Origin of the sequence: Bacillus sp. DHT2, assembly GCF_026241455.1 — a bacterium.
Taxonomy (GTDB): Bacteria; Bacillota; Bacilli; order Bacillales; family Bacillaceae_G; genus Bacillus_A; species Bacillus_A pseudomycoides.
Genome location: NZ_JAPHWH010000010.1, coordinates 79,663 through 100,892 on the forward strand (window position 1 = coordinate 79,663; position 21,230 = coordinate 100,892).

Below are 21,230 nucleotides of genomic sequence, written 5' to 3' on the forward strand. Positions count from 1 at the left end.
CTATTAACTAATGACTAATATTAGCACTTGGGTATAATGTCGTTCCTCCAATTGAAACTTTTATTTCATTTGTTAATGGAACATTTTGTTCATTAATAATTGTTCTCCACCATTCCCATGCAAGACCTGTACATTCTCTTGCTACAACTTTTACATTTTTTGAATTCGGCGGAAGTGGTATAACTGTATTGAAATGAGCAGTTCTGTCTCTGTTGTTTCCTTCCCAAGTTTTATGGGTTAGTACTTCTTTTCCATTTTGATCATATGAGAATTCATCCCAAGATACATCAAATTGAGCAACATATCCACCAGTATGATCAAGCGTCATTTTAGCACTAGAATATTCTGTAGTTGTAGTCTCAATATAATCTGTATTGTTATGAACAGCAGCAGTTGCGTTATCTTTTAAGAAAGTGCTTGTATATGAAATTGGGTATGCTGGATTTTTAGAACTTAATTCCGCATTATCTTTAATGATATTTCGGATTTCATTAAAATCTTTTGTAACAACCTTGTTATGCTCTTTTGCATCTCCGCCTAATACTACAGCGGTAAAGGTACTGTCTTCAAAAATATCTTTGTACTGTCCACTCGCTTCAACGCCTTGACCCTTAATTAAGGCTTTAAAAGCAGCTTGTACATCTTTGCTCTTAGATGATGTTTCTAATTTCACATAAACTGTTCTACCATAAGCTACATTTGAAACCATAACAGGCGGAGCCGCATTACTTACCCCTTTACGAGTTAACTCACCAAAAGTAACACTATTATCAAAAAGATCTGATGGATTGTTAGGTAGTTCTGCACTTACGGTATAAAAGATTTGCTTATATGCCGCAACCATCACTTTTTTCTCTCCATCTGCAATCGCTTTAAAATCAATGTTCAGTGCATTGTCAAGATATTTAGCATTAACATTAAGAGCACTTGCTATTTGAGATTTACTATACACCATAGATTCTGTATACTGCATTCTTGCAGGTAACGTATGTGTTTTTGAATACTTTTCATTCCAAGTAGATACTAATTCATCTACTGCTCCAGACACATTACCATATGTAGGATTTTGGACAGTAATTGTATTGTCTTTTCTCATGCCAGGTAAGTCTATACTAATATTCAAAGGTTTTCTCTTAGCTACTAACAAACTAGGTTGATTATCCGCAAAAGCTTTATTTGCAAGTTGTACTGCTCCTGGATAAGTACGATTAGCCACAGAATCAATAATCGAAATATCGACTGGTGAAGTTGTAAGTGATTTTTTCTCACGTTCAACTACTACAAATTTACCATTTGAATTTGTACTTTCTTTCGGAACAAAACTCTCTACTTTATCACCATTTACTGCTAAAACCTCTTGATTATTATACTTAAGATTTGCTATGCCAGTATCAATGTCAATAGCTTTTTTTGTTGCATCAGCTGAATTACCTGTTTTTGTTTCCGCGAAGGAAATAGAAGAATAATTAATAGTGCATAAGCCAATTGATAAACATGCTAGTAATTTTATTCCTTTAATACTTTTTTTAATTTTCAAAAAACTCAACTCCTTTTTTAGAATAATTTTGTTGCATCAGCTAAATTACTTGTTTATGTTTCAGCGAAGGAAATAAACGAATAATTAATAGTACATAAACCAACTAATAAACACACTAGTAATTTTATTCCTTCAACATGGTTTAGAACTCTTAAAATACTCACCTCCTTTTTTAAAAAATTATATCATAAAATCTTAATTTTTGTATATTGATAAAATTTTTTCACTTACTCAAACTAGATAGTTTTTCAGCGGCTTTTCACATGTCCAACATCGTCGCAAGGTCTTTATATCGTGTCAAAACACCGTTATTTCAAAAATAACACCGATATATCGGGAGAAACGATTGATATATTTTCATCCAATTAAAAAAGCGCCCTGTAAACAGGGCGCTTCTACTTTTAAATTAACCGATACTACCTTCCATCTCAAACTTGATTAGACGGTTCATTTCAACTGCGTATTCCATTGGAAGTTCGCGAGTGAATGGCTCAATGAAGCCCATTACGATCATTTCTGTAGCTTCTTGCTCAGAGATACCGCGGCTCATTAGGTAGAATAATTGTTCTTCTGATACTTTTGACACTTTCGCTTCGTGCTCAAGTGAAACGTGATCGTTTTTGATCTCGTTGTAAGGAATTGTATCAGATGTTGATTGGTTATCCATGATTAACGTATCACATTCGATGTTAGAGCGAGAGTTTGTCGCTTTTGGTCCGAAGTGTACGATACCACGGTACGTTACTTTACCACCATGTTTCGCAATCGATTTAGAAACGATTGTTGAAGATGTGTTTGGTGCTAAGTGAATCATTTTCGCACCAGCATCTTGGTGTTGGCCTTTACCAGCAATCGCGATAGATAATGTTAAACCACGAGCGCCTTCGCCTTTTAAGATAACTGCTGGGTATTTCATCGTTAATTTAGATCCGATGTTACCATCAATCCATTCCATCGTTGCGTTTGCTTCACAAACAGCACGTTTTGTAACTAGGTTGTATACGTTGTTTGCCCAGTTTTGGATTGTAGTGTAACGGCAATATGCATCTTTCTTAATGATGATTTCTACTACCGCACTGTGCAGTGAATTTGTTGTGTAAACAGGAGCTGTACAACCTTCTACGTAGTGTACATGTGCGCCTTCGTCTACAATAATAAGCGTACGCTCGAATTGTCCCATATTTTCAGAGTTAATACGGAAATACGCTTGAAGCGGTGTATCAACTTTGATACCTTTTGGAACGTAGATGAACGATCCACCAGACCAAACTGCAGAGTTTAATGCTGCGAATTTGTTGTCAGTTGGTGGGATTACTTTTCCGAAATGCTCACGGAAAATATCTTCGTTCTCTTTTAATGCGCTATCTGTATCTTTGAAGACGATTCCTAGAGCTTCTAGGTCCTCTTTCATGTTGTGGTATACAACTTCAGATTCGTACTGTGCAGATACACCAGCTAAATATTTTTGCTCAGCTTCTGGAATACCTAATTTATCAAATGTCGCTTTAATTTCATCAGGTACTTCATCCCAAGACTTCTCAGATTTCTCAGATGGTTTTACGTAGTACGTAATTTCATCGAAATCTAAGTCGTTTAAGTCGCCGCCCCATTGTGGCATTGGCATTTCGTAGAATTTATCCAGTGATTTTAAACGGAAGTCTAACATCCACTGTGGTTCTTCTTTCATACGTGAAATCTCTTCAACGATTTCTTTTGTTAAGCCGCGTCCTGCACGGAAAATCGAAACGTCTTTATCCTTGAAACCATATTTATAATCGCCGATATCTGGCAGTTTCTTCGCCATGTTGGTATGTCCCTCCTTAGATAACCTCGTGTTTAGGAACCTGTAACATTACTTATCTTCGTTTAAGCCTTTTTCTAACGCTTTCCAAGCTAATGTTGCACATTTAATACGTGCTGGAAACTTGCATACGCCTTGTAATGCTTCAATATCTCCTAAATCTACGCTGTCATCATACTCTTTTCCTAGCATCATATCAGAGAAAATTTTAGAAAGCTGAAGTGCTTCTTCAATTTTCTTTCCTTTTACTGCTTGCGTCATCATCGAAGCCGAAGACATAGAAATCGAACAACCTTCTCCTTCAAACTTCGCCTCTTTAACAATTCCCTCTTCTACTTTCATCGTAAGTTGAATACGATCGCCGCAAGTTGGATTGTTCAAATTAACTGTAACACTATCATCTAACACGCCATGGTTACGAGGATTTTTATAATGATCCATAATAACTTGACGATATAACGTATCTAAATTATTAAAAGACATTTGTGAAATACTCCTTTGTTTTCGTTAGCGCTTCAACAAATGTATCAATTTCTTCTTTTGTATTATATAAATAGAAGCTTGCACGTGCTGTAGAAGAAGCTTTTAGCCACTTCATAAGCGGTTGTGCACAGTGATGTCCTGCGCGAACCGCAATGCCTTCTACATCTAATACTGTTGCTACATCATGCGGATGTACTTCATCAATATTAAATGTAACAAGACCAGCGCGATGCTTTGGTCCATAAATTGTAACGCCATCTACTTCTGATAGTCTTTCTAAAGCGTACTGCGCTAATTCATGTTCATGCTTTTCAATATTATCAAGACCGATTTCTTCTAGGAAATCAATTGCCGCTCCAAGTCCGATCGCATTACCGATAATCGGTGTACCTGCTTCAAACTTCCACGGAAGCTCTTTCCACGTAGAATCTTGTAAGTCTACGAAATCAATCATTTCGCCGCCAAATTCAATTGGCTCCATATTGTCTAGCAATTCTTTCTTACCATATAATACGCCGACACCTGTAGGCCCGCACATTTTATGAGCGGATAATGCGTAGAAATCACAGTTTAAATCTTGTACATCCACTTTCATATGAGGTGTACTTTGTGCACCGTCAACGACCATGATTGCACCATTTTGATGAGCGATTTCTGCAATTTCTTTTACAGGGTTAATCGTTCCAAGTACGTTAGACACATACATAATAGAAACGATTTTTGTATTCGGTGTAATTGTTTGACGTGCATCTTCTAATGAGATTGTTCCGTCTGGCTGAAGCGGAAGATATTTTAAAGTTGCGCCTGTTTTCTTCGCAACTTGTTGCCACGGAATAATATTACTATGATGCTCCATGTAAGAGATGACGATTTCATCGCCCTCTTTTACATTTTCACGACCATAGCTTGCTGCTACTGTATTTAATGCAGTTGTTGTTCCGCGTGTGAAAATAACTTCTTCCATTGATTTCGCGTTAATAAACTTGCGAACCTTCTCACGTGCACCTTCATACGCATCGGTAGCTTTCGTACCGAGCGTATGAACACCGCGATGCACGTTAGAATTGTATTCTTTATAGTAACGTTCTAACGTTTCAATGACTTGAATTGGCTTTTGAGAAGTTGCTGCACTATCGAAATAAACAAGTTGTTTGCCGTTCACTTTTTGATCAAGAATTGGAAACTGTTTGCGTATTTCATGAATATCCATTAGCGAACTTTCCTTTCAATTACCTCAACAAGCTGTGCTTTTACTCCTTCAATTGGAAGCTCATTCACTACAGGTGCTAAGAATCCATGGATGACTAAACGTTCTGCTTCTTTCTTCGGAATACCACGACTCATTAAGTAGTATAGTTGTACTGGATCTACGCGGCCTACAGAAGCTGCGTGACCTGCCATTACATCGTCTTCATCAATTAGAAGAATTGGGTTTGCATCGCCGCGAGCTTTCTCATTTAACATAAGAACGCGAGAAGATTGTTGTGCATTTGATTTAGATGCACCGTGTTCAATTTTACCAATTCCGTTAAAGATAGATGTTGCGCTATCTGTTTGTACACCGTGTTTTAAAATGAATCCTTCAGAGTGTTTACCGAAGTGAACAACTTTAGTTGTAAAGTTTTGTGTTTGGTTACCACGGCCAATTGTTACTGTTTTTGTATCAGCAAATGATCCGTCGCCCATTAAGTTCGTTACATTCTCTGAAATTGTATTTCCGTCATTCATAAGACCTAATGCCCACTCAATACGGCCGTCACGTCCTACAACGCCGCGGCGGTTTACGTAAGTTGTTACATCTTTCGCTAATAGATCAACTGCACCAAATTTCACTTGTGCACCTTGTTCTACGATTACTTCTGCCACGATGTTTGCAATACCTGTAACAGTTTCATTTGCTACGTAGTTTTCTACATATGTTGCAGAACTGTTCGCGTCAGCTACAAATAATACATGGTTATATACATTTGCTTCTTCGCCGTCTACTAAGAATACAGCTTGAAGTGGTGTTTCAAGAACAACGTTTTTCGGAACATATACAAATGCACCGCCGTTGATTAATACTGCATGAAGTGCTGTTAAACGATGCTCATCCACTTTCACGCCGTCTTTCATTAAATACTTTTGTACTAATTCAGCATGCTCAGTTGCAGCTGTTACGATATCTGTGAAAATAACACCTTTTTCTTTTGCTTCATCAGCTAAAGAAACAAATGCTGTTGTACCTGTACGTTGTACTAGTACGCTGTTATTTTCATCGATTAAATTTTTCACTGCTTCTGGAAGTTCCGTTAAAGAACTTACAGGCTCTTGCTTAGCAGTGTGGCCTTTTCCGATAAAGTCCCATTTATCGATTTTTGTTTTATCAGGCGTTGGCATTGGAAGTTCAGTTGCTTGTGCAAGAGCTTGTAAGCGGAACTCAGTCAACCAAGCAGCTTCGTTTACTTCGCTTGCGCGCTGACGGATTGTTTCTTGATCGAAAGGTAATGTACCGATTGTCATATTTATGCTCCTCTCTTACGCTTCTTGCTCTGCTGTTTCGTCTTCAATACCTAATTCTTTTTTGATCCAGTCGTAGCCTTCAGCTTCTAGACGTTGTGCAAGCTCAGGGCCACCAGATTTAACGATGCGACCGTTCATCATAACGTGAACGAAGTCTGGAGTAATGTAGTTTAATAAACGTTGGTAATGCGTAATCATTAGGCAGCCGAACTCTTCGCCGCGCATTTCGTTAATACCTTTAGATACAACTTTTAATGCATCGATATCAAGACCAGAGTCGATTTCGTCTAAGATTGCGATTTTTGGCTCAATCATCATTAATTGAAGAATTTCGTTACGTTTTTTCTCACCGCCAGAGAAACCTTCGTTTAAGTAACGTTGTGCCATTTCTGGATCCATTTCTAGGAATTCCATGTTTTTATCTAATGTACGGATAAATTTCATAAGAGAAATTTCATCGCCTTCCTCGCGTCGTGCATTAATTGCAGAACGTAAGAAGTCAGCGTTTGTTACTCCGCTAATTTCACTTGGATATTGCATTGCTAGGAATAGACCCGCTTGTGCGCGCTCATCTACTTCCATTTCTAATACATCTTCACCGTCGATGATGATGCTTCCTTCTGTCACTTCATATTTTGGGTGACCCATAATTGCAGAAGATAAAGTTGATTTACCTGTTCCATTAGGTCCCATAATTGCGTGGATTTCTCCACCTTTTACTTCAAGGTTTACACCTTTTAAAATTTCTTTACCATCGATTGATACATGTAAGTCTTTAACCGTTAATGTAGAACCAGCCATCTCAATACCTCCATTAATCCTCTATATACATTTTAAAAATTCCTAAAACATTCACATTCTCATTTTATTCTCATTCTAATTTTATATCAAATAAAATGATATCGCAAACGCTGAGAAAATGTAACAATTTTTTCACAAATGTATATAATCATTTCCCTCACACCCTATTATGATACACTTTTCTTCTTATATATAAAGAAAAAAGGGCTAGAAATTTCCTAGCCCTTTCCTACGCCTATTCACTTACTGGAAGTACAGCGCCCTTATATTCTTTCTTAATAAAATCTTGAATTTCTTTTGAGTGTAACACTTCTACAAGTTCTTTAATTTCTTTTCTATTTTCGTCACCTTTACGAACCGCAATAATATTTGCATAAGGAGACTCTGATCCTTCAAGAGCAATTGCATCTTTTGTTGGGTTTAATTTTGCATCAATTGCATAATTTGAGTTAATGAATAATGCGTCACCTTCGTTGTTCTCATATAATTTTGGTGTAAGACCTGGCTCCACATCTGTTTTAAACTTCAAGTTTTTCGGATTTTCCACAATATCTTTTTCTGTCGCTTTAACGATATCTACGCCATCTTTCAGTTTAATAACGCCGCCTTTTTGCAGAAGTCCTAACATACGTCCACGCTCTGATACGTTATTACTCATAATCACTGTTCCGCCGTTTGGAAGATCTTTTAAGTTTTTATATTTCTTTGAGTAAATCCCCATCGGCTCTAAATGAATTTTCCCTGCATTTACAAATTTGTATCCTTTTTCTTGAATCTCTTTATCTAAATACGGAATATGTTGGAAATAGTTTGCATCAAGATCTTTATCAGCTAGTGCTTTATTTGGCAATACGTAATCTTGGAATGGCTTAATATCTAATTTAATCCCTTTTTTCTCTAAGATTGGTTTCGCTTTTTCTAGAATAACTGCATGCGGTACGTTAGAAGCACCAACTACAAGTTTCTTTTCGTCTTTTCCGCCGCTACAAGCAGCTAATGCAAACACAAATACAGCAAGAAGTGCTGAAAGTAATACCTTTTTCATGTTATGACACCCTTTCTTTTTTTAATATTCAAAATTAAAAATCTGTAGGAAGTCTTCGTCTTACACGAAGACTTCTCTTTATCTTTTATCAAGACGCTTCGTGAGCAAGTCACCAAGCATCTGAATGATAAATACAATCACAAGTACAAGAATTGTTGCCATAAGCGTTACATCACTATTATTGCGCTGAAACCCTTCTAAATAAGCAAGTGTACCAAGTCCACCTGCTCCGACCACTCCAGCCATTGCTGTGTAACCGACAAGCGCAATAGCTGTTACCGTAATCCCGGAAACAAGCGCTGGCAAAGATTCTGGGATAAGTACTTTTAAAATAATTGTACTTGTCTTTGCTCCCATCGCCTTTGATGCTTCAATGACACCTTTATCAATTTCACGAAGTGCGATTTCGACCATTCTCGCATAGAACGGTGCTGCCCCTACAATTAATGCTGGTAATGCGGCACTTGCACCGAGAATCGTGTTTAGAAGAAGCTTCGTAAATGGAATAAGTAAAATGATTAAAATAATAAACGGGATCGAACGAAAAATATTTACAAACGCACCAATTACAATATTAACTGGCTTGTTTTCCCAGAGATTATCTTTTCCTGTCAGAAACAGTAGCAATCCCAAAATAAGACCTAAGACAAACGTTGCAAGCGCGGCAACTGCCGTCATGTATAACGTTTCTCCCGTAGCCTCTAGCATTTTGTCCCAATCGACATTTTGAAACAAATTATCCATGTGCAATCACCTCCAGCTCGACTTGCTCTTGTTGAATCGTCGCAATTGCTTTTGCAACCACATCTTCAGCACCATTTAAGTGGACAATTAAACTTCCATACGCCCCGTTTGCCGTTTGTGCAATGTTCCCTTGCAGAATGCTTACTTCCACGCCATCTTGCTTCATAAGTTCCTGCAAGACAGGTCTTTCTACTACTTCACCAATAAATTGCAACTTTACAACCTTGCCTTCCGGATACTTCTCTGCTAAATGTTCAATTGCTTCATCCGCATCTTCAGAATCTGTTATTTGCTTAACAAAACGCTTTGTAATCTCCTGCTGTGGATTACGGAATACATCTAGTACAGGACCAGTCTCCACAATTTTTCCTTTTTCCATTACCGCAACACGATTACAAATCTTTTGAATCACATGCATTTCATGTGTAATCAGTACAATTGTTAATCCAAGACGTTTATTAATATCTAATAGTAAATCTAAAATTTGATCTGTGGTTTCTGGATCAAGTGCTGATGTCGCTTCATCACACAAGAGCACCTTTGGATTATTCGCTAATGCTCTTGCAATCCCAACGCGTTGCTTTTGCCCACCGCTCAACTGAGATGGATACGCATCACCTCTACCTTCTAATCCAACAAGATGAATCAACTCATCCACACGCTTTCTTCGCTGCACTTTATCTACACCTGCAATTTCAAGTGGAAAAGCGATATTTTCACGTACAGTTCGTGACCACAGTAAGTTAAAATGCTGAAAAATCATTCCAATTTCTTGTCTTGCCTTTCGAAGTTCACTCCCTGTAATTGTGGAAATAACTCGATTAGCTATCGTAATCTGTCCGGAAGTTGGCTTCTCTAATTGATTAAACAATCGAATTAAAGAACTTTTCCCAGCACCACTATATCCGATAACACCAAATATCTCACCTTTCTCTATTTTTAAATTGGCGTTATCCACAGCAGTGACATCACCGCTTTTTGACTTATATATCTTCTTTACATTCTCTAATAGAATCATGGTGTATCACCCCTTTTTGATTTAAAAAGCGCAAGCGGCTTGCTCAGAACAAGAGGGCGTTGGAACCCCTGACATAGAGGCGCTTTTCACCTCGCAGGAAGGGGTGAAACGACCGAATGTTCTAGCCGCTGGAGCTAGATTTCTTAAAACGCATAAGCGGCTCTTTTTATTATTCGAACGTCCTCCTCATTCAAACAACAAAAAAACCTTTCTGCCTCTAGAATGAGCAGAAAGGTTTATATGCGTATATCAACATTATCCCTTTCTCTCATCTCTCAAAGCATTTGCTTTGCAGGAATTGGCACCATTTCAACATAAAAGTTGACGGTTGCCGGGTTTCATAGGGCTCAGTCCCTCCACCTCTCTTGATAAGAGAAATCAGATTCAATTTTCGTCTGATTTGAAATTTATGAAATTGTCTATATTTTATGAATTGAATTGTATCAATATACACCCACTATGTCAACAGGAATTTTCACAAAAAACGAAACTTCGGAATATTAAGCACCTACCGGCATTGGTTTACATATATGAAACACTGATTCAAATAATAGCATCGTGCGATACGTTCCAGAATAGTGTACACGCCCATTATTAATTAAAGTTTGTAACCGAATATTCCCAGTAACTAATCGCTGTAGGTCTTCCTCCCCAAAACAAACAATTTGTTCTGTTCCCTCGGTTCCTTTCAAAATTTGTATATACTCTCTTGAGATTTGAAGTGAATAACACTCAGCTCCCAAACGGATATTAATTATTTTTTCTCCTTGCCGTAGAAGTGGCTCTAAATGATATTGGCTATTGGCATACGTTACAAATGATTGAAGCAACGAATATAATCCCATTCTAATCACATCCTTCATATCACTTTCTACTAAATACCATTCCATCTTCTTAAAGGGCAATCCTGTTACTTTCTCTCGACAAATAACGTATCACTTCTATCTTTCAGGCATATTCCCAAGAAATATGTCGAGGCGGCAAAAACATTGCCGCCTACTGTAATTCCGTATATAAATATTCAACTGAATGAAATGCATATATTTTCTTCATAAGTGTTCCCCGCTCAAATACGAGTAAACAAGGTACACTTTCTACCTCATATTCTCGCGCTAAATGCGGAGCGTAATTTAAATCTAGCATTCCTATTTCCAAATTAGATATAGTAGCTTCTACAACTGTTAACATCTTCTTTGCTAATTGGCATGTTCCACACATCGGTGTATATACATATAACACTGTTTTTTCTTGGTCTGCTATTAAAGCTGTAGCTTCAGCACCTGTCCAGTCAATCACTTCTATCATTCCTTACCGTAAATATTCTGTATAAACGTCAATGTCAGCTCCCCATAATACGTTCGCTAAATGATTAGAAGGAGCAGTTGCCACTTCACGATACGAACGATCAATGTAAATATGCTCAGCTTGCGGAAATTCTTTACGAAATTGTTTTCTGAGCTTTTCACCTGCAGCATCAGCATCCACTAGCACATATACTTCTTTATCAAAAAACTGATCAATGAGTTCATCCATTTTCGACAAACCAATTGTACCATTTGTACAAACAATTTCCACTGGTTCGCGAATAATAGATTCAATCTTTCTTCTATCTGATTTTCCTTCGACAATAATGACTTTCTCTACATAGACCATATGTCATCACCCGATCACCATATACTATAAAACAACCTTACTTTAGTATATAGTATATTCGTTCTTTTCATGTTGTTTCCTGTTTATTTTTGTGAAACTGTTTAGCCCTGTTGGCTAAGGCGCTTTCGCACAGAAGGCGTTTTTTGTCTTCTTGTGCGGAAGGTTCTTAGACATGAAGGACTAGGAGGCGTAGCTGGATAAAGAAAAGTGGAAGCGGCTCGCTCAGAACAGAAGGACGTTGGAGTTCCTGACGTAAAGGCGCTTTTTTGCCTCGTAGGAAGAAGAGAAGCCACCGAGCATCCTTGCCGCTGGAGCTGGATTAAAAGAAAAGCGCAGGCGGCTCGCTCAGAATGTGAGGGGGATGAAGTTTCTAGCACAGAAGGTGTCCTTTTACGCAATGAAAAATAAAAAGGACAGCACATAGGCTGTCCTTTTTATCTCGACTAAAATTAGTCTTGGTTTGTCATTTCTGCGTATTGTTCTGCAGATAATAACTTCTCTACTTCACTTGCATCAGAAAGTTCAATCTTAACCATCCATGCACCTTCGTACGGAGATTCGTTAACAAGTTCTGGTTGGTCGCTTAATTCTTCGTTTACTGCCACAACTTTACCACTTACAGGTGCGTATAATTCAGAAACTGTTTTAACAGATTCTACGCTTCCGAATGGCTCGTCAGCTTCAATTGTTGCACCTACTTCAGGAAGTTCAACGAATACGATATCGCCTAACTCACTTTGTGCAAAATGAGTAATACCGATAACAACTTCGTTGCCTTCAGTTTTTACCCATTCGTGTTCTTCAGAGTAACGTAAATGATTTGGAATGCTCATGACTGTACCTCCAGTGAATGTATTAATTATGTAAAAATACCTTATTGGTACTTTTTCCACACACTTTCAAACTGCTCTTCGTTAAAACCAAGTGTTACATTCGTGCCATCTGTTACGATTGGACGTTTAATCAACATGCCATCAGATGCTAATAGCTCAAACATTTCGTCCTCACTTGCATCTTTTAACTTATCTTTTAAGCCAAGTTCACGGTAACGCATTCCACTTGTATTAAAGAATTTTTTTAATGGCAATTCACTTTTCGCATGTAAATTACGCAAATCTTCTTTTGATGGTGGATTTTCAACAATATGAATCATTTCATATGCTACATCGTTTGCCTCAAACCATTTTTTTGCTTTTTGACATGTGCCACACTTTGGATATGAATAAAATGTTACTGCCATAAATTCACCTACTTTTTACTAACCTTTACCTTTATCATATAGAAAACGTTTTATTATTTCAAACGATTCTTCTCCAAACTTTAACTTATTTCGCGACAATTTTCTTTTATCCTGCAAATTTTCCTTATTTTCCGCCATTTAAAGAAAAATAATATATAAAAAAATAAATATAAAAATTTCCCCTCTTCATTCATTATGTATCATTTAGACCGAACATACATCTTAAACAAACGTTTATTTAAATAACTAAAAAATAAAAAGCCCCTAGTCCGGAGCTTCTCAATGCCTGCTCAAATAATCTGCAATCGTTTGAAATACGTATATATACATATTATGAATACTTTGCTCCGAAATCGTATCATTGTATAAACCAGTGCCCCAATACTGTCCTTCACTACTTCCTAGATTTACAAATCCTTGTGTATACATCATTGCTTTATCTGTTGGTGCATTGTTATAATCCAAATCTTTTTCTATAAAAATCAAATATGGCTTATCCTTTAAACCGATAAAAAACACTGGCTTTTTTAACCCTAAAAATAGCTCTGTATATTTTTCTTCTGATGCTTCTTGAAAATATTCTTTCATAACGAGAAATCCGTCGACTTTCTCTGATTTCTCTTTTATCTGATCTAAATTCACCTTCACAAACTTTATGTTTCTAAATGTATCCTTTGGCGCCTCACCGATAACTCCAATTACAAGCGCTCTCCCGCTATACTCTAAAGCAGATGGCACATCCTTATTCTTTGCACATCCAGCTCCCACGAGACATAACAATATAAGAACCAACAAAATAAGCAAACGTTTCATATCTCATCCTCCCATTAAAAGTCAAGTGACAAAAATGTAAGGTTAATGCAAAAAAATGTAAGTAAAATCAATAGCCCATTTTGATTTTCTATATTATAATCAACTGGATTTACTTACATTACTAAACACTAGGAGATAGTCATGAAAAAATATAAACTTTCATCTTTTCTTCCATTAAGTTATATACTTCTACTCGTACTCGTAAGTCCCCTTTACGATGTACTGAATAAATCTGGTGTTCATGCTGTTGATGTTACAACAGTAGTTGATGATTGGATTCCATTTGTGAAGGCATTTATTATTCCGTATTTAATTTGGTTCCCATACTTATACGGCGCACTCATTTATTATTGCTTTAAAGATCGAAAACAATATTATGTAACATTAAGCAGCGTTATCCTAGGAAAGCTTACGTGCTTTTCGATTTACTACTTTTGGCAAACAACCGTACCACGTCCAACAGTAGTAGGGACAGATGTATTTTCTGACTTAGTTCGCTATATTTATAGCATTGATCAACCTGTAAACTGTTTTCCTAGCATCCACGTTCTCACAACATTTGTAATTATGTTAGCTGCTTATAAGCGAAGAGAGCAGCATAGATGGGAATATTTGATCCTTACTTTCTTTGGTACACTCATTGTTTTATCGACGCTATTTACAAAGCAGCATGCTTTCTTAGATGCTATTTCCGGTATGGCAGTTGCGAGTACACTATACTTCGGTGTGCAGCTTTTACTAGTAAACCGAAAAGACACGATTACAATTCCTGCGAGACAAACCTATAAAATGTAAACAAAAAAGCAGACTGTGGCTTCTTCAGTCTGCTTTTATCTATATAAAGGAGATTTTCAATTGTAACTTAAGATTGCGGCACAGTCATATCGCCAGAATGAATACGGCCGGCTTTTTTTAACGCGCTGTAAAGTATATAAGAAACAGCTACTGGGATTACGATATAAGTGATGACCATTGCTGGTACAACACCGAATCCTTGGCTGGAAATTAAGTTAATTGGTGCAATAAGAGAGCTTAATCCAAGACCTGCAATTTCTTTACCTGCTTCCAAGTGGAAAATCAGTGCAGAAACAGGACCCACAATGGCGCTAGCAACGACAGTTGGGACGAGAATCATTGGATTTTTAGTAATGTTTGGCAACTGTACTTTCGGAGTACAAAGTGCTTGTGCTAAAATACCACCTAAATTGTTTTCTTTTGCGGAGATAACAGCGAATCCGATAAATTGAGCGACACATCCTGCAAGTGCTGCGCCGCCTGCAACACCGTCTAGGCTAAGTGCAATTGCTAGAGCTGCTGATGAAGCTGGAGAGATAAGTAATAGCCCCCAAACAACCGCAAGCACGATCGAAGCAATAAATGGACTACCAGCTGAGCTGTCTTTAATAAATGCGCCAACTGTATTTAATACAGGACTAATATTTTGAGATAACCAAATACCAACTATACCAGACCCTAATATTGCTGCAAATGGAACGAGCATCATATCTAAAGCAGTTTTTCCGCTTAATCTTTTACCGATATAAACCGCTAGAGTTGCTGTTAATAACGCACCAATTGGTTCACCAGTTTTAATAATTAAGCCGGCTTCAGTCATCGAAATCGACCCTGCTCCAATCGCTCCTGCAACCATCGCTGAGAAAATGACAAGTCCGTTTGCCCCAAGCATGAAAGCAATCCCTGCTCCAATTGCTGGTGCCATCAGTGATTTCGCAACAACTCCAATTGTAATTAACATCGGAATATCAACAATTCTTCCTATATTTTCGATAAGTAAACCAATTCCAAGGGATACGAAAATACCTTGTGCAATTCCGGCAGAACCTTTAAATACACGAGACATTATATATTCCTTCATCTATTTCACCTTCTCCTAGTTTAGTAACCAGTTGTTTTCATATAGTCACGTAAAACATCATTTGATTGTGCAAATCGGTCTTCTTCAACTTCTGTTAAGTTTAGTTCTACAACTTCTTTTACACCATCTCTTGTAATAATTGCTGGTACACCTGTACAAATATTATATTCGCCATATTCACCATCTAAAATTGCTGAAACAGCAATCACGCGGTGATCATCATTAAAGATAGAACTTGCAATATAAGCGAGTGAGTTACCAATTCCATAATAAGTAGTACCCTTACGTTTATAAATTTCCCAACCAGCTTTAGCAGTTTTCTCAACAATTTCATCTAAATCGATTTCACCGAAACGTTCTTTTTGCTCTTCTAAAATTTGCAAAATTGGTTTTCCACCAACTGTTACGTGAGACCAAGCAACCATTTGTGAATCACCATGCTCACCTAATGAGTAACCATGAATGCTACGAGGGTCTACTTCAAGCATTTCAGATAAAATTGTTCTTAAGCGTGAAGAGTCTAATGATGTACCTGTACCAAGCACACGATTTCTTGGTAAACCAGATAATTTCCAAACTTGATAAGTAATAATATCAACTGGATTCGATGCAATTAAGAAGATACCGTCAAATCCGCTTTCCATTACACCTGCTACAACACTTTCCATAACTTTCGCGCTTGCTCCTAAAGTATCCAAACGACTTTGTCCTGGTTTTGGAGCTGGACCCGCTGTAATAATAACAATGTCCATATCTTTGCAGTCCTCATAATCGCCTGCATACACTTTTGTTCTTGTATTTGTAAAGTTAATGCAGTGTGATAAATCCATCGCTTCTCCAACTGCACGTTCATGATTTATATCAATTAATACCAACTCTTCACAGATACCTTGATTCACAATTGAATACGCACAGCTTGATCCAACTAATCCAGTACCAATAATTGCGATTTTTCTTGTGTTTCTATTCATAAGAACCTCTCCTATGTAATCATGTAATGTTTTTGTTCTTTACACTCTTCATTATAGAGATTCTCACTATAGAAACCATGGATGCTTTGTGAAACATCGCACAAAGTATGTGTATATTTTGTGAAACACTCTACTCTGTTTTCGTCATATTTGTTACAACTGGAAAAATGTTTTGTACATCTTTATTGACATATATATAAATAAAAAAGCGAGTGAATTATCATCTGATATTCACTCGCTTTTTTTATCCATTACTGTGCGCTTAATTGACTTTTCAGCTGCTGAACAACCGTTGGATTTGCAGGAGCAGCTGGCTTATAATGTCCTTTTTGTAATGCATATTTATATACATTACGTTGTCTCATTTCATCCTGATTTCGAATGTGAATCAGCGTTTGATGTAACTGTTCGTTATTTGACTCTGCTATGTAATTCGCATAACTAGTCAAACTAGCATTTAATTCCGATAAATAATCGTTAACCATATCTTTTTCATTCATAATCGATACCCTCCTAGCCTAAAAAGGACATTAATTGTTGTTTTGTATTTCTTGCAGCTTGTGCATCTTGTTGTAGCATTTGTTTCAATTGAGGATCTGTACACTGCTGCGCATACTGATCTAGTTTATTTGCAACTGTCGCATGTCCTCCAATAAGATGACGTAAATTTTCAAGCTCAAGCTCTGTTAAGTTTGGCATAATAAAAACCTTCCTTTCTTTAGTCATTCAACATTTAGTATTTATTCCTTTTCGGATTGTATGCATGTAAAGTGAGGGTATAAGATGATGATTCACTAAAAAATAAAAGGTTCATTCTTAGTAAAGAATCCTCTAAATTATTGAGGGACCTTTTCAACCCCCCCCCACATCACTTCATCTCCCCATTTCTTTACACCTTTCTCGCTAAATTTCGCTCAGCTTCTTCAATCGCTCGTTGCATACGTAACATCGGATCCTCAATCATCTTTCCGTGCCCTGTCGCCAATACAGACGGTTTATATCGTAGCAGTTTCTGAGCGCTCTTTAATGCTGTTTTTGCATGCCACGTTCCAAACACAGGAAACGGAAAGAGCCACTTAATCTGGCCAGCCACCGCAATCCCTCCCCTTGTTTGAAATGCGTCTCCAACAATCAATGCATCATTTCTTGTATCCAAAAAGGCCATCGAACCCGGTGTATGTCCTGGTGCCATAATTGCTAAAAGAGAACCAACTTGATTTCCCTCCTGCAGAAGCACATCTGGGATCGTCTGTATTTTTTTAGATACTCCAACTTTTATTGGAACGTTCGCTTCCCCTTGCTGCAATGACATGTCTCCTTCAAGCAAGCGGGAATCTCTTTTTGAAATATGAACAGGAACATCAGGAAGTACCTGCTTCAACGTATCAATTGCACCTACATGATCATCATGTACATGTGTTATAACAATGTTCGTAATTGGTTTTCCGATTGTTCGAGCTGATTCTAAAATCTTCTTTGCACTAAACGACAATGCTGCATCAATTAAAGTTAATCCTTTTTCTTCTTCAACGAAATAGCAATTGATTGGAAATAGATTTGGAAAAAATGCTAATTGATAAATTGTACTTTTATGTACCATTCGCATCTCATTCATCCTTTCTAATCAAACATAACAAAAAGAGCCGTTTACAAATTAATATGTAAAACAGCTCTTTCTCATCTAATATCTTTTTCTCAAAACTAAAATAGATAATGAATAGGAGCATAATACTTCTGCCAATAAACATGCATTTGCTAATTTATACTGTTCATTCGTTAATGAATATAGGTTACCGATTAGAAAAATGACTAAATACAAAAATAAAAATACAAACAATGAAACTTTTGCAGCATTTCCTGTAATTTGATCCCCTCTCTCATCATTTCCCTCTTTCTTTTCAAAACGTGTTGAATATAACACCCCAATTAACCCTGCGATTGATGCGACCATTCCTATTGCTATTATCATTCCATTTCCCCCTCTATCGTATATTGAAAGACTTCATGAAACTCCTTACCAAGAACATGAGCAATTTCAAAAGCTAAAATAAGAGATGGATTGTATCGATTTGCTTCAATCGAGGCAATGGTTTGTCTACTAACCCCCCACACGGTTTGCTAATTCCGTTTGTGACCAACGTTTCTCTGCTCGAAGTACAATCAGGTTGTTTTGTAACATTCCCCTCTGATTCATAAGCCCTCCATTTTACATTATTTTCTATATATTGATTGTAATTTATTTTTAACATTTTCATAATGCAAAAATTCGTCAGTTAAAGTAATGGCAATTTAGTACAATAGAAATAAAGTAAAACCGAACTAAAATATCTGTAAAGTAGGTGCTATATGAGTTGGAATACAATCAAAACAAAAGAAAATATTGAAAACTTCCTTCATTTATTTGGAGGCTTTCACGATAGTTGTTTGAAAGAATTATATATGTGGACAGATAGCTTTGTAGGTGAGGATTTATCTATGAGGGTATTATCTGGTACAAACGTAAGAATACTTTTTCAAAGACAGTATGAGAACCCCTCCGCAATAGAGTTACTATTTGAAGGTGTTACACAATTTCATTTAACTCCGCCTCCTGAAAATCGTGATTCAACCATTTTCGGTGCATCTCTTCTATTACAAAACAATTTATTTTATTGGGCAGATGATATCGGCTGGCAACCTAACGAGGTCACACCATATGAAGTAAGCTGGATTTCTGCGAAAAGTGTAAAATGGAGAGATGTCAGTTCGTGGATGGGAGATAAAATGAGATACGGAGTAATTAGTGAAGATTAGTTTAACAAAACTAAAAAAACAGTAGCCACAAACGTGACTACTGTTTTTAATTACTCATTAAACTGTATAACGCTCATCCTCTAACACTTTCGCAGCAATTTCACGTTTCTTCGGAATTACGTTAAGCGGCGTGTGACGTGTGAATTTGCGAAGCGCTGATAACATCATGCGCAGCATATCACCATTTTCAACTGCGATAATTGTTTCTTTCGCATCTGCTTCGATTTGGTTGAACGCTTCTTGGCAGAATACTTCAGTGTACAATACTTTTTGTTTATTCTTTTCAAGACCAGTTGTTTTGATTGCTTTTTCTGTACGAAGAACAGCTGATTCCATTGCGTATAAGTTGCTTACGATATCTGCAATGTTAACAAGAACTTCTTGCTCTTTATCTAATGCTTTACCGTATTTTTGAACAGCTAATCCAGCTACCATTAAGCCGATTTTCTTCGCGTTATTTACTAAATATTTTTGAAGCGCTAATGGCTCATCGCCTACTTCTTCAGGCATCATCATCATTAACTCTTCTTGTAATTTTTGTGCTTTTTGAAGAAGTGGTAATTCACCTTTCATCGCTTTACGTAAGAACGTACCTGGTACGATTAAGCGGTTGATTTCGTTCGTGCCTTCGAAAATACGGTTAATACGAGAATCGCGGTACATTCTTTCAATCTCATACTCTGCCATAAATCCGTAACCACCATGAATTTGCACGCCTTCATCTACTACATAGTCTAATACTTCAGAACCGAATACTTTATTCAACGAGCACTCAATTGCATATTCAGCAATAGAAGCTGCTACAGCCTTACCATCTTTTACTTGTTCTTCTGTTAATGTGCTCATATGGCTTTCAAATAAACCAACTGTACGATATACAGAGCTTTCTGCTGCATAAATTTTCGCTGCCATATTTGCAAGTTTTTCTTGAATTAATGGGAAGCGAGCGATTGGTTGTTTGAACTGTTGACGCTGATTTGCATATTGTGCTGAAATTTCTAACGCACGTTTTGAAGAACCAACTGTACCAACACCTAATTTGTAGCGGCCAATATTTAAAATGTTGAAAGCGATAATATGACCTTTACCAATTTCACCAAGTACATTTTCTTTTGGTACTAATGCATCTTCTAAAATTAATGTACGAGTAGAAGAACATTTGATACCCATTTTCTTTTCTTCAGGGCTTGTAGATACGCCTGGATATTCTTTCTCTACGATAAACGCTGTGAAGTGCTCACCATCAACTTTTGCGTATACAACGAATACATCAGCGAAAGCAGAGTTTGTAATCCATTGTTTTTCACCATTTAACACGTAATGCGTTCCTTCTGCATTTAAGCGTGCTGTTGTTTTCGCACCTAATGCATCAGATCCGGATCCTGGCTCAGTTAATGCGTATGCAGCTAATTTTTCACCTGTTGCAAGTGGCGGTAAATATTGTTTCTTTTGCTCTTCATTACCGAATAAAACAATTGGTAAAGATCCGATACCAACGTGGGCACCGTGTGTAATTGCAAAGCCGCCAGCGCGAGAAAATTTTTCTGCAATTAATGCTGAGCTGATTTTATCAAGACCGATTCCGCCATATTCTTCTGGTACGTCAGCGCCTAATAATCCAAGCTCGCCAGCCTCTTTTAATAAACGAACAGAGCGATCAAACTCATGTTGCTCTAAATATTCAAGCTCTGGTAGAACTTCATTTACGATAAAGTCCTCTGTCGTTTTCGCTATCATTTTATGCTCATCGCTATAATCTTCCGGTGTAAATACTTGATCAATCGTAATCTCATCAACTAAAAAGCTACCGCCTTTAACTGCATTTCCCACTGTTTTTTCCATGAAAATTTCCTCCTTCATATTTTCATAAGCCACTTCTCTCACTTTGAGAGAAGCTGGCTCTTCCTTTATTTTTTATACCCTTTAGTCGTTTCCACTCTTCGTCAGGGCCTC

At 37.2% G+C, this 21,230-nt stretch carries 24 protein-coding genes, 1 pseudogene and 1 riboswitch; of the genes and pseudogenes, 2 read left to right on the plus strand and 23 right to left on the minus strand.

Annotated features, from left to right (window positions below):
• Positions 1-7: 7 nt before the first annotated feature.
• The 15 genes from ORL93_RS21145 to ORL93_RS21215 form a co-directional block, all read right to left on the minus strand.
• Positions 8-1,546, minus strand: a complete 1,539-nt coding sequence (locus tag ORL93_RS21145) for a thiol-activated cytolysin family protein (protein WP_265959453.1) — start codon at positions 1,544-1,546, stop codon at positions 8-10.
• 397 nt (positions 1,547-1,943) lie between these two features.
• A complete protein-coding gene (sufB, locus tag ORL93_RS21150; protein ID WP_003201740.1) occupies positions 1,944-3,341 on the minus strand; it encodes a Fe-S cluster assembly protein SufB in 1,398 nt (465 codons plus the stop codon).
• A 48-nt stretch (positions 3,342-3,389) separates the two neighbouring features.
• Positions 3,390-3,821, minus strand: a complete 432-nt coding sequence (gene sufU, locus ORL93_RS21155; protein WP_018782777.1) for a Fe-S cluster assembly sulfur transfer protein SufU — start codon at positions 3,819-3,821, stop codon at positions 3,390-3,392.
• Positions 3,811-5,031, minus strand: coding sequence for a cysteine desulfurase SufS (sufS, locus tag ORL93_RS21160; protein WP_006096509.1), 1,221 nt, complete (start codon positions 5,029-5,031; stop codon positions 3,811-3,813). Before sufS ends, sufU begins: the two co-directional genes overlap by 11 nt.
• Positions 5,031-6,323 (minus strand): Fe-S cluster assembly protein SufD, encoded by a 1,293-nt coding sequence (gene sufD / locus ORL93_RS21165; RefSeq protein WP_097795034.1) that lies wholly within the window; start codon positions 6,321-6,323, stop codon positions 5,031-5,033. The genes sufS and sufD overlap by 1 nt, the downstream gene beginning before the upstream one ends.
• Before the next feature lie 15 nt (positions 6,324-6,338).
• Positions 6,339-7,124, minus strand: coding sequence for a Fe-S cluster assembly ATPase SufC (gene sufC / locus ORL93_RS21170; RefSeq protein ID WP_000929159.1), 786 nt, complete (start codon positions 7,122-7,124; stop codon positions 6,339-6,341).
• Positions 7,125-7,359: 235 nt separating this feature from the next.
• Positions 7,360-8,169: a methionine ABC transporter substrate-binding lipoprotein MetQ gene (metQ, locus tag ORL93_RS21175; protein ID WP_018765000.1), complete on the minus strand. Its 810-nt coding sequence runs from the start codon at positions 8,167-8,169 to the stop codon at positions 7,360-7,362.
• Between the two features lie 78 nt (positions 8,170-8,247).
• On the minus strand, positions 8,248-8,913 hold the full coding sequence (locus ORL93_RS21180) for a methionine ABC transporter permease (protein ID WP_018765001.1): 666 nt from the start codon (positions 8,911-8,913) through the stop codon (positions 8,248-8,250).
• Complete coding sequence (locus tag ORL93_RS21185) at positions 8,906-9,931, minus strand: methionine ABC transporter ATP-binding protein (RefSeq protein ID WP_003201726.1); 1,026 nt, start codon at positions 9,929-9,931, stop codon at positions 8,906-8,908. The genes ORL93_RS21180 and ORL93_RS21185 overlap by 8 nt, the downstream gene beginning before the upstream one ends.
• A 265-nt stretch (positions 9,932-10,196) precedes the next feature.
• Positions 10,197-10,306: riboswitch (SAM riboswitch) on the minus strand.
• A 125-nt stretch (positions 10,307-10,431) separates the two neighbouring features.
• Positions 10,432-10,776 carry a hypothetical protein gene (locus ORL93_RS21190; protein ID WP_018782774.1) on the minus strand — a complete coding sequence of 115 codons (345 nt, stop codon included), beginning with the start codon at positions 10,774-10,776 and terminating at the stop codon, positions 10,432-10,434.
• A gap of 151 nt (positions 10,777-10,927) precedes the next feature.
• Positions 10,928-11,236, minus strand: a complete 309-nt coding sequence (locus tag ORL93_RS21195; RefSeq protein WP_003201723.1) for a thioredoxin family protein — start codon at positions 11,234-11,236, stop codon at positions 10,928-10,930.
• A gap of 3 nt (positions 11,237-11,239) precedes the next feature.
• Entirely contained in the window at positions 11,240-11,584 is a 345-nt protein-coding gene (locus ORL93_RS21200; RefSeq protein WP_000263236.1) for a toprim domain-containing protein, read from the minus strand.
• Between the two features lie 449 nt (positions 11,585-12,033).
• Entirely contained in the window at positions 12,034-12,417 is a 384-nt protein-coding gene (gene gcvH / locus ORL93_RS21205) for a glycine cleavage system protein GcvH (protein ID WP_006096504.1), read from the minus strand.
• Between the two features lie 41 nt (positions 12,418-12,458).
• Positions 12,459-12,824, minus strand: a complete 366-nt coding sequence (locus tag ORL93_RS21210) for an arsenate reductase family protein (RefSeq protein ID WP_003201715.1) — start codon at positions 12,822-12,824, stop codon at positions 12,459-12,461.
• A gap of 279 nt (positions 12,825-13,103) precedes the next feature.
• Positions 13,104-13,637: a hypothetical protein gene (locus tag ORL93_RS21215; protein ID WP_018782772.1), complete on the minus strand. Its 534-nt coding sequence runs from the start codon at positions 13,635-13,637 to the stop codon at positions 13,104-13,106.
• A gap of 141 nt (positions 13,638-13,778) precedes the next feature.
• Between ORL93_RS21215 and ORL93_RS21220 the strand changes: the two genes are divergently transcribed.
• The gene (locus tag ORL93_RS21220; protein ID WP_018782771.1) at positions 13,779-14,432 is read left to right on the plus strand and encodes a phosphatase PAP2 family protein; all 654 of its coding nucleotides are present in this window, start codon (positions 13,779-13,781) and stop codon (positions 14,430-14,432) included.
• 67 nt (positions 14,433-14,499) lie between these two features.
• Here ORL93_RS21220 and ORL93_RS21225 read toward each other — a convergent pair whose 3' ends face one another.
• From ORL93_RS21225 to ORL93_RS21255, 7 genes and pseudogenes are all read right to left on the minus strand, one after another.
• The gene (locus ORL93_RS21225; protein ID WP_018765007.1) at positions 14,500-15,513 is read right to left on the minus strand and encodes a PTS sugar transporter subunit IIC; all 1,014 of its coding nucleotides are present in this window, start codon (positions 15,511-15,513) and stop codon (positions 14,500-14,502) included.
• A gap of 20 nt (positions 15,514-15,533) precedes the next feature.
• Positions 15,534-16,484, minus strand: coding sequence for an L-lactate dehydrogenase (locus ORL93_RS21230; protein ID WP_097795032.1), 951 nt, complete (start codon positions 16,482-16,484; stop codon positions 15,534-15,536).
• 251 nt (positions 16,485-16,735) lie between these two features.
• Positions 16,736-16,984 carry a spore coat protein gene (locus ORL93_RS21235; RefSeq protein ID WP_003201703.1) on the minus strand — a complete coding sequence of 83 codons (249 nt, stop codon included), beginning with the start codon at positions 16,982-16,984 and terminating at the stop codon, positions 16,736-16,738.
• Between the two features lie 13 nt (positions 16,985-16,997).
• A complete protein-coding gene (locus tag ORL93_RS21240; protein WP_006096499.1) occupies positions 16,998-17,183 on the minus strand; it encodes a hypothetical protein in 186 nt (61 codons plus the stop codon).
• A gap of 190 nt (positions 17,184-17,373) precedes the next feature.
• Positions 17,374-18,090, minus strand: coding sequence for an MBL fold metallo-hydrolase (locus ORL93_RS21245; RefSeq protein ID WP_097795031.1), 717 nt, complete (start codon positions 18,088-18,090; stop codon positions 17,374-17,376).
• Positions 18,091-18,165: 75 nt separating this feature from the next.
• Positions 18,166-18,453, minus strand: a complete 288-nt coding sequence (locus tag ORL93_RS21250; protein WP_265959454.1) for a DUF2178 domain-containing protein — start codon at positions 18,451-18,453, stop codon at positions 18,166-18,168.
• Positions 18,450-18,678: pseudogene (locus ORL93_RS21255) on the minus strand (helix-turn-helix transcriptional regulator). The gene ORL93_RS21250 and the pseudogene ORL93_RS21255 overlap by 4 nt, the downstream one beginning before the upstream one ends.
• A 152-nt stretch (positions 18,679-18,830) precedes the next feature.
• Here ORL93_RS21255 and ORL93_RS21260 point away from each other — a divergent pair.
• Positions 18,831-19,277 carry a hypothetical protein gene (locus ORL93_RS21260; protein WP_265959455.1) on the plus strand — a complete coding sequence of 149 codons (447 nt, stop codon included), beginning with the start codon at positions 18,831-18,833 and terminating at the stop codon, positions 19,275-19,277.
• 57 nt (positions 19,278-19,334) lie between these two features.
• Here ORL93_RS21260 and ORL93_RS21265 read toward each other — a convergent pair whose 3' ends face one another.
• Complete coding sequence (locus tag ORL93_RS21265; RefSeq protein ID WP_097795028.1) at positions 19,335-21,119, minus strand: acyl-CoA dehydrogenase family protein; 1,785 nt, start codon at positions 21,117-21,119, stop codon at positions 19,335-19,337.
• Between the last annotated feature and the right edge of the window lie 111 nt (positions 21,120-21,230).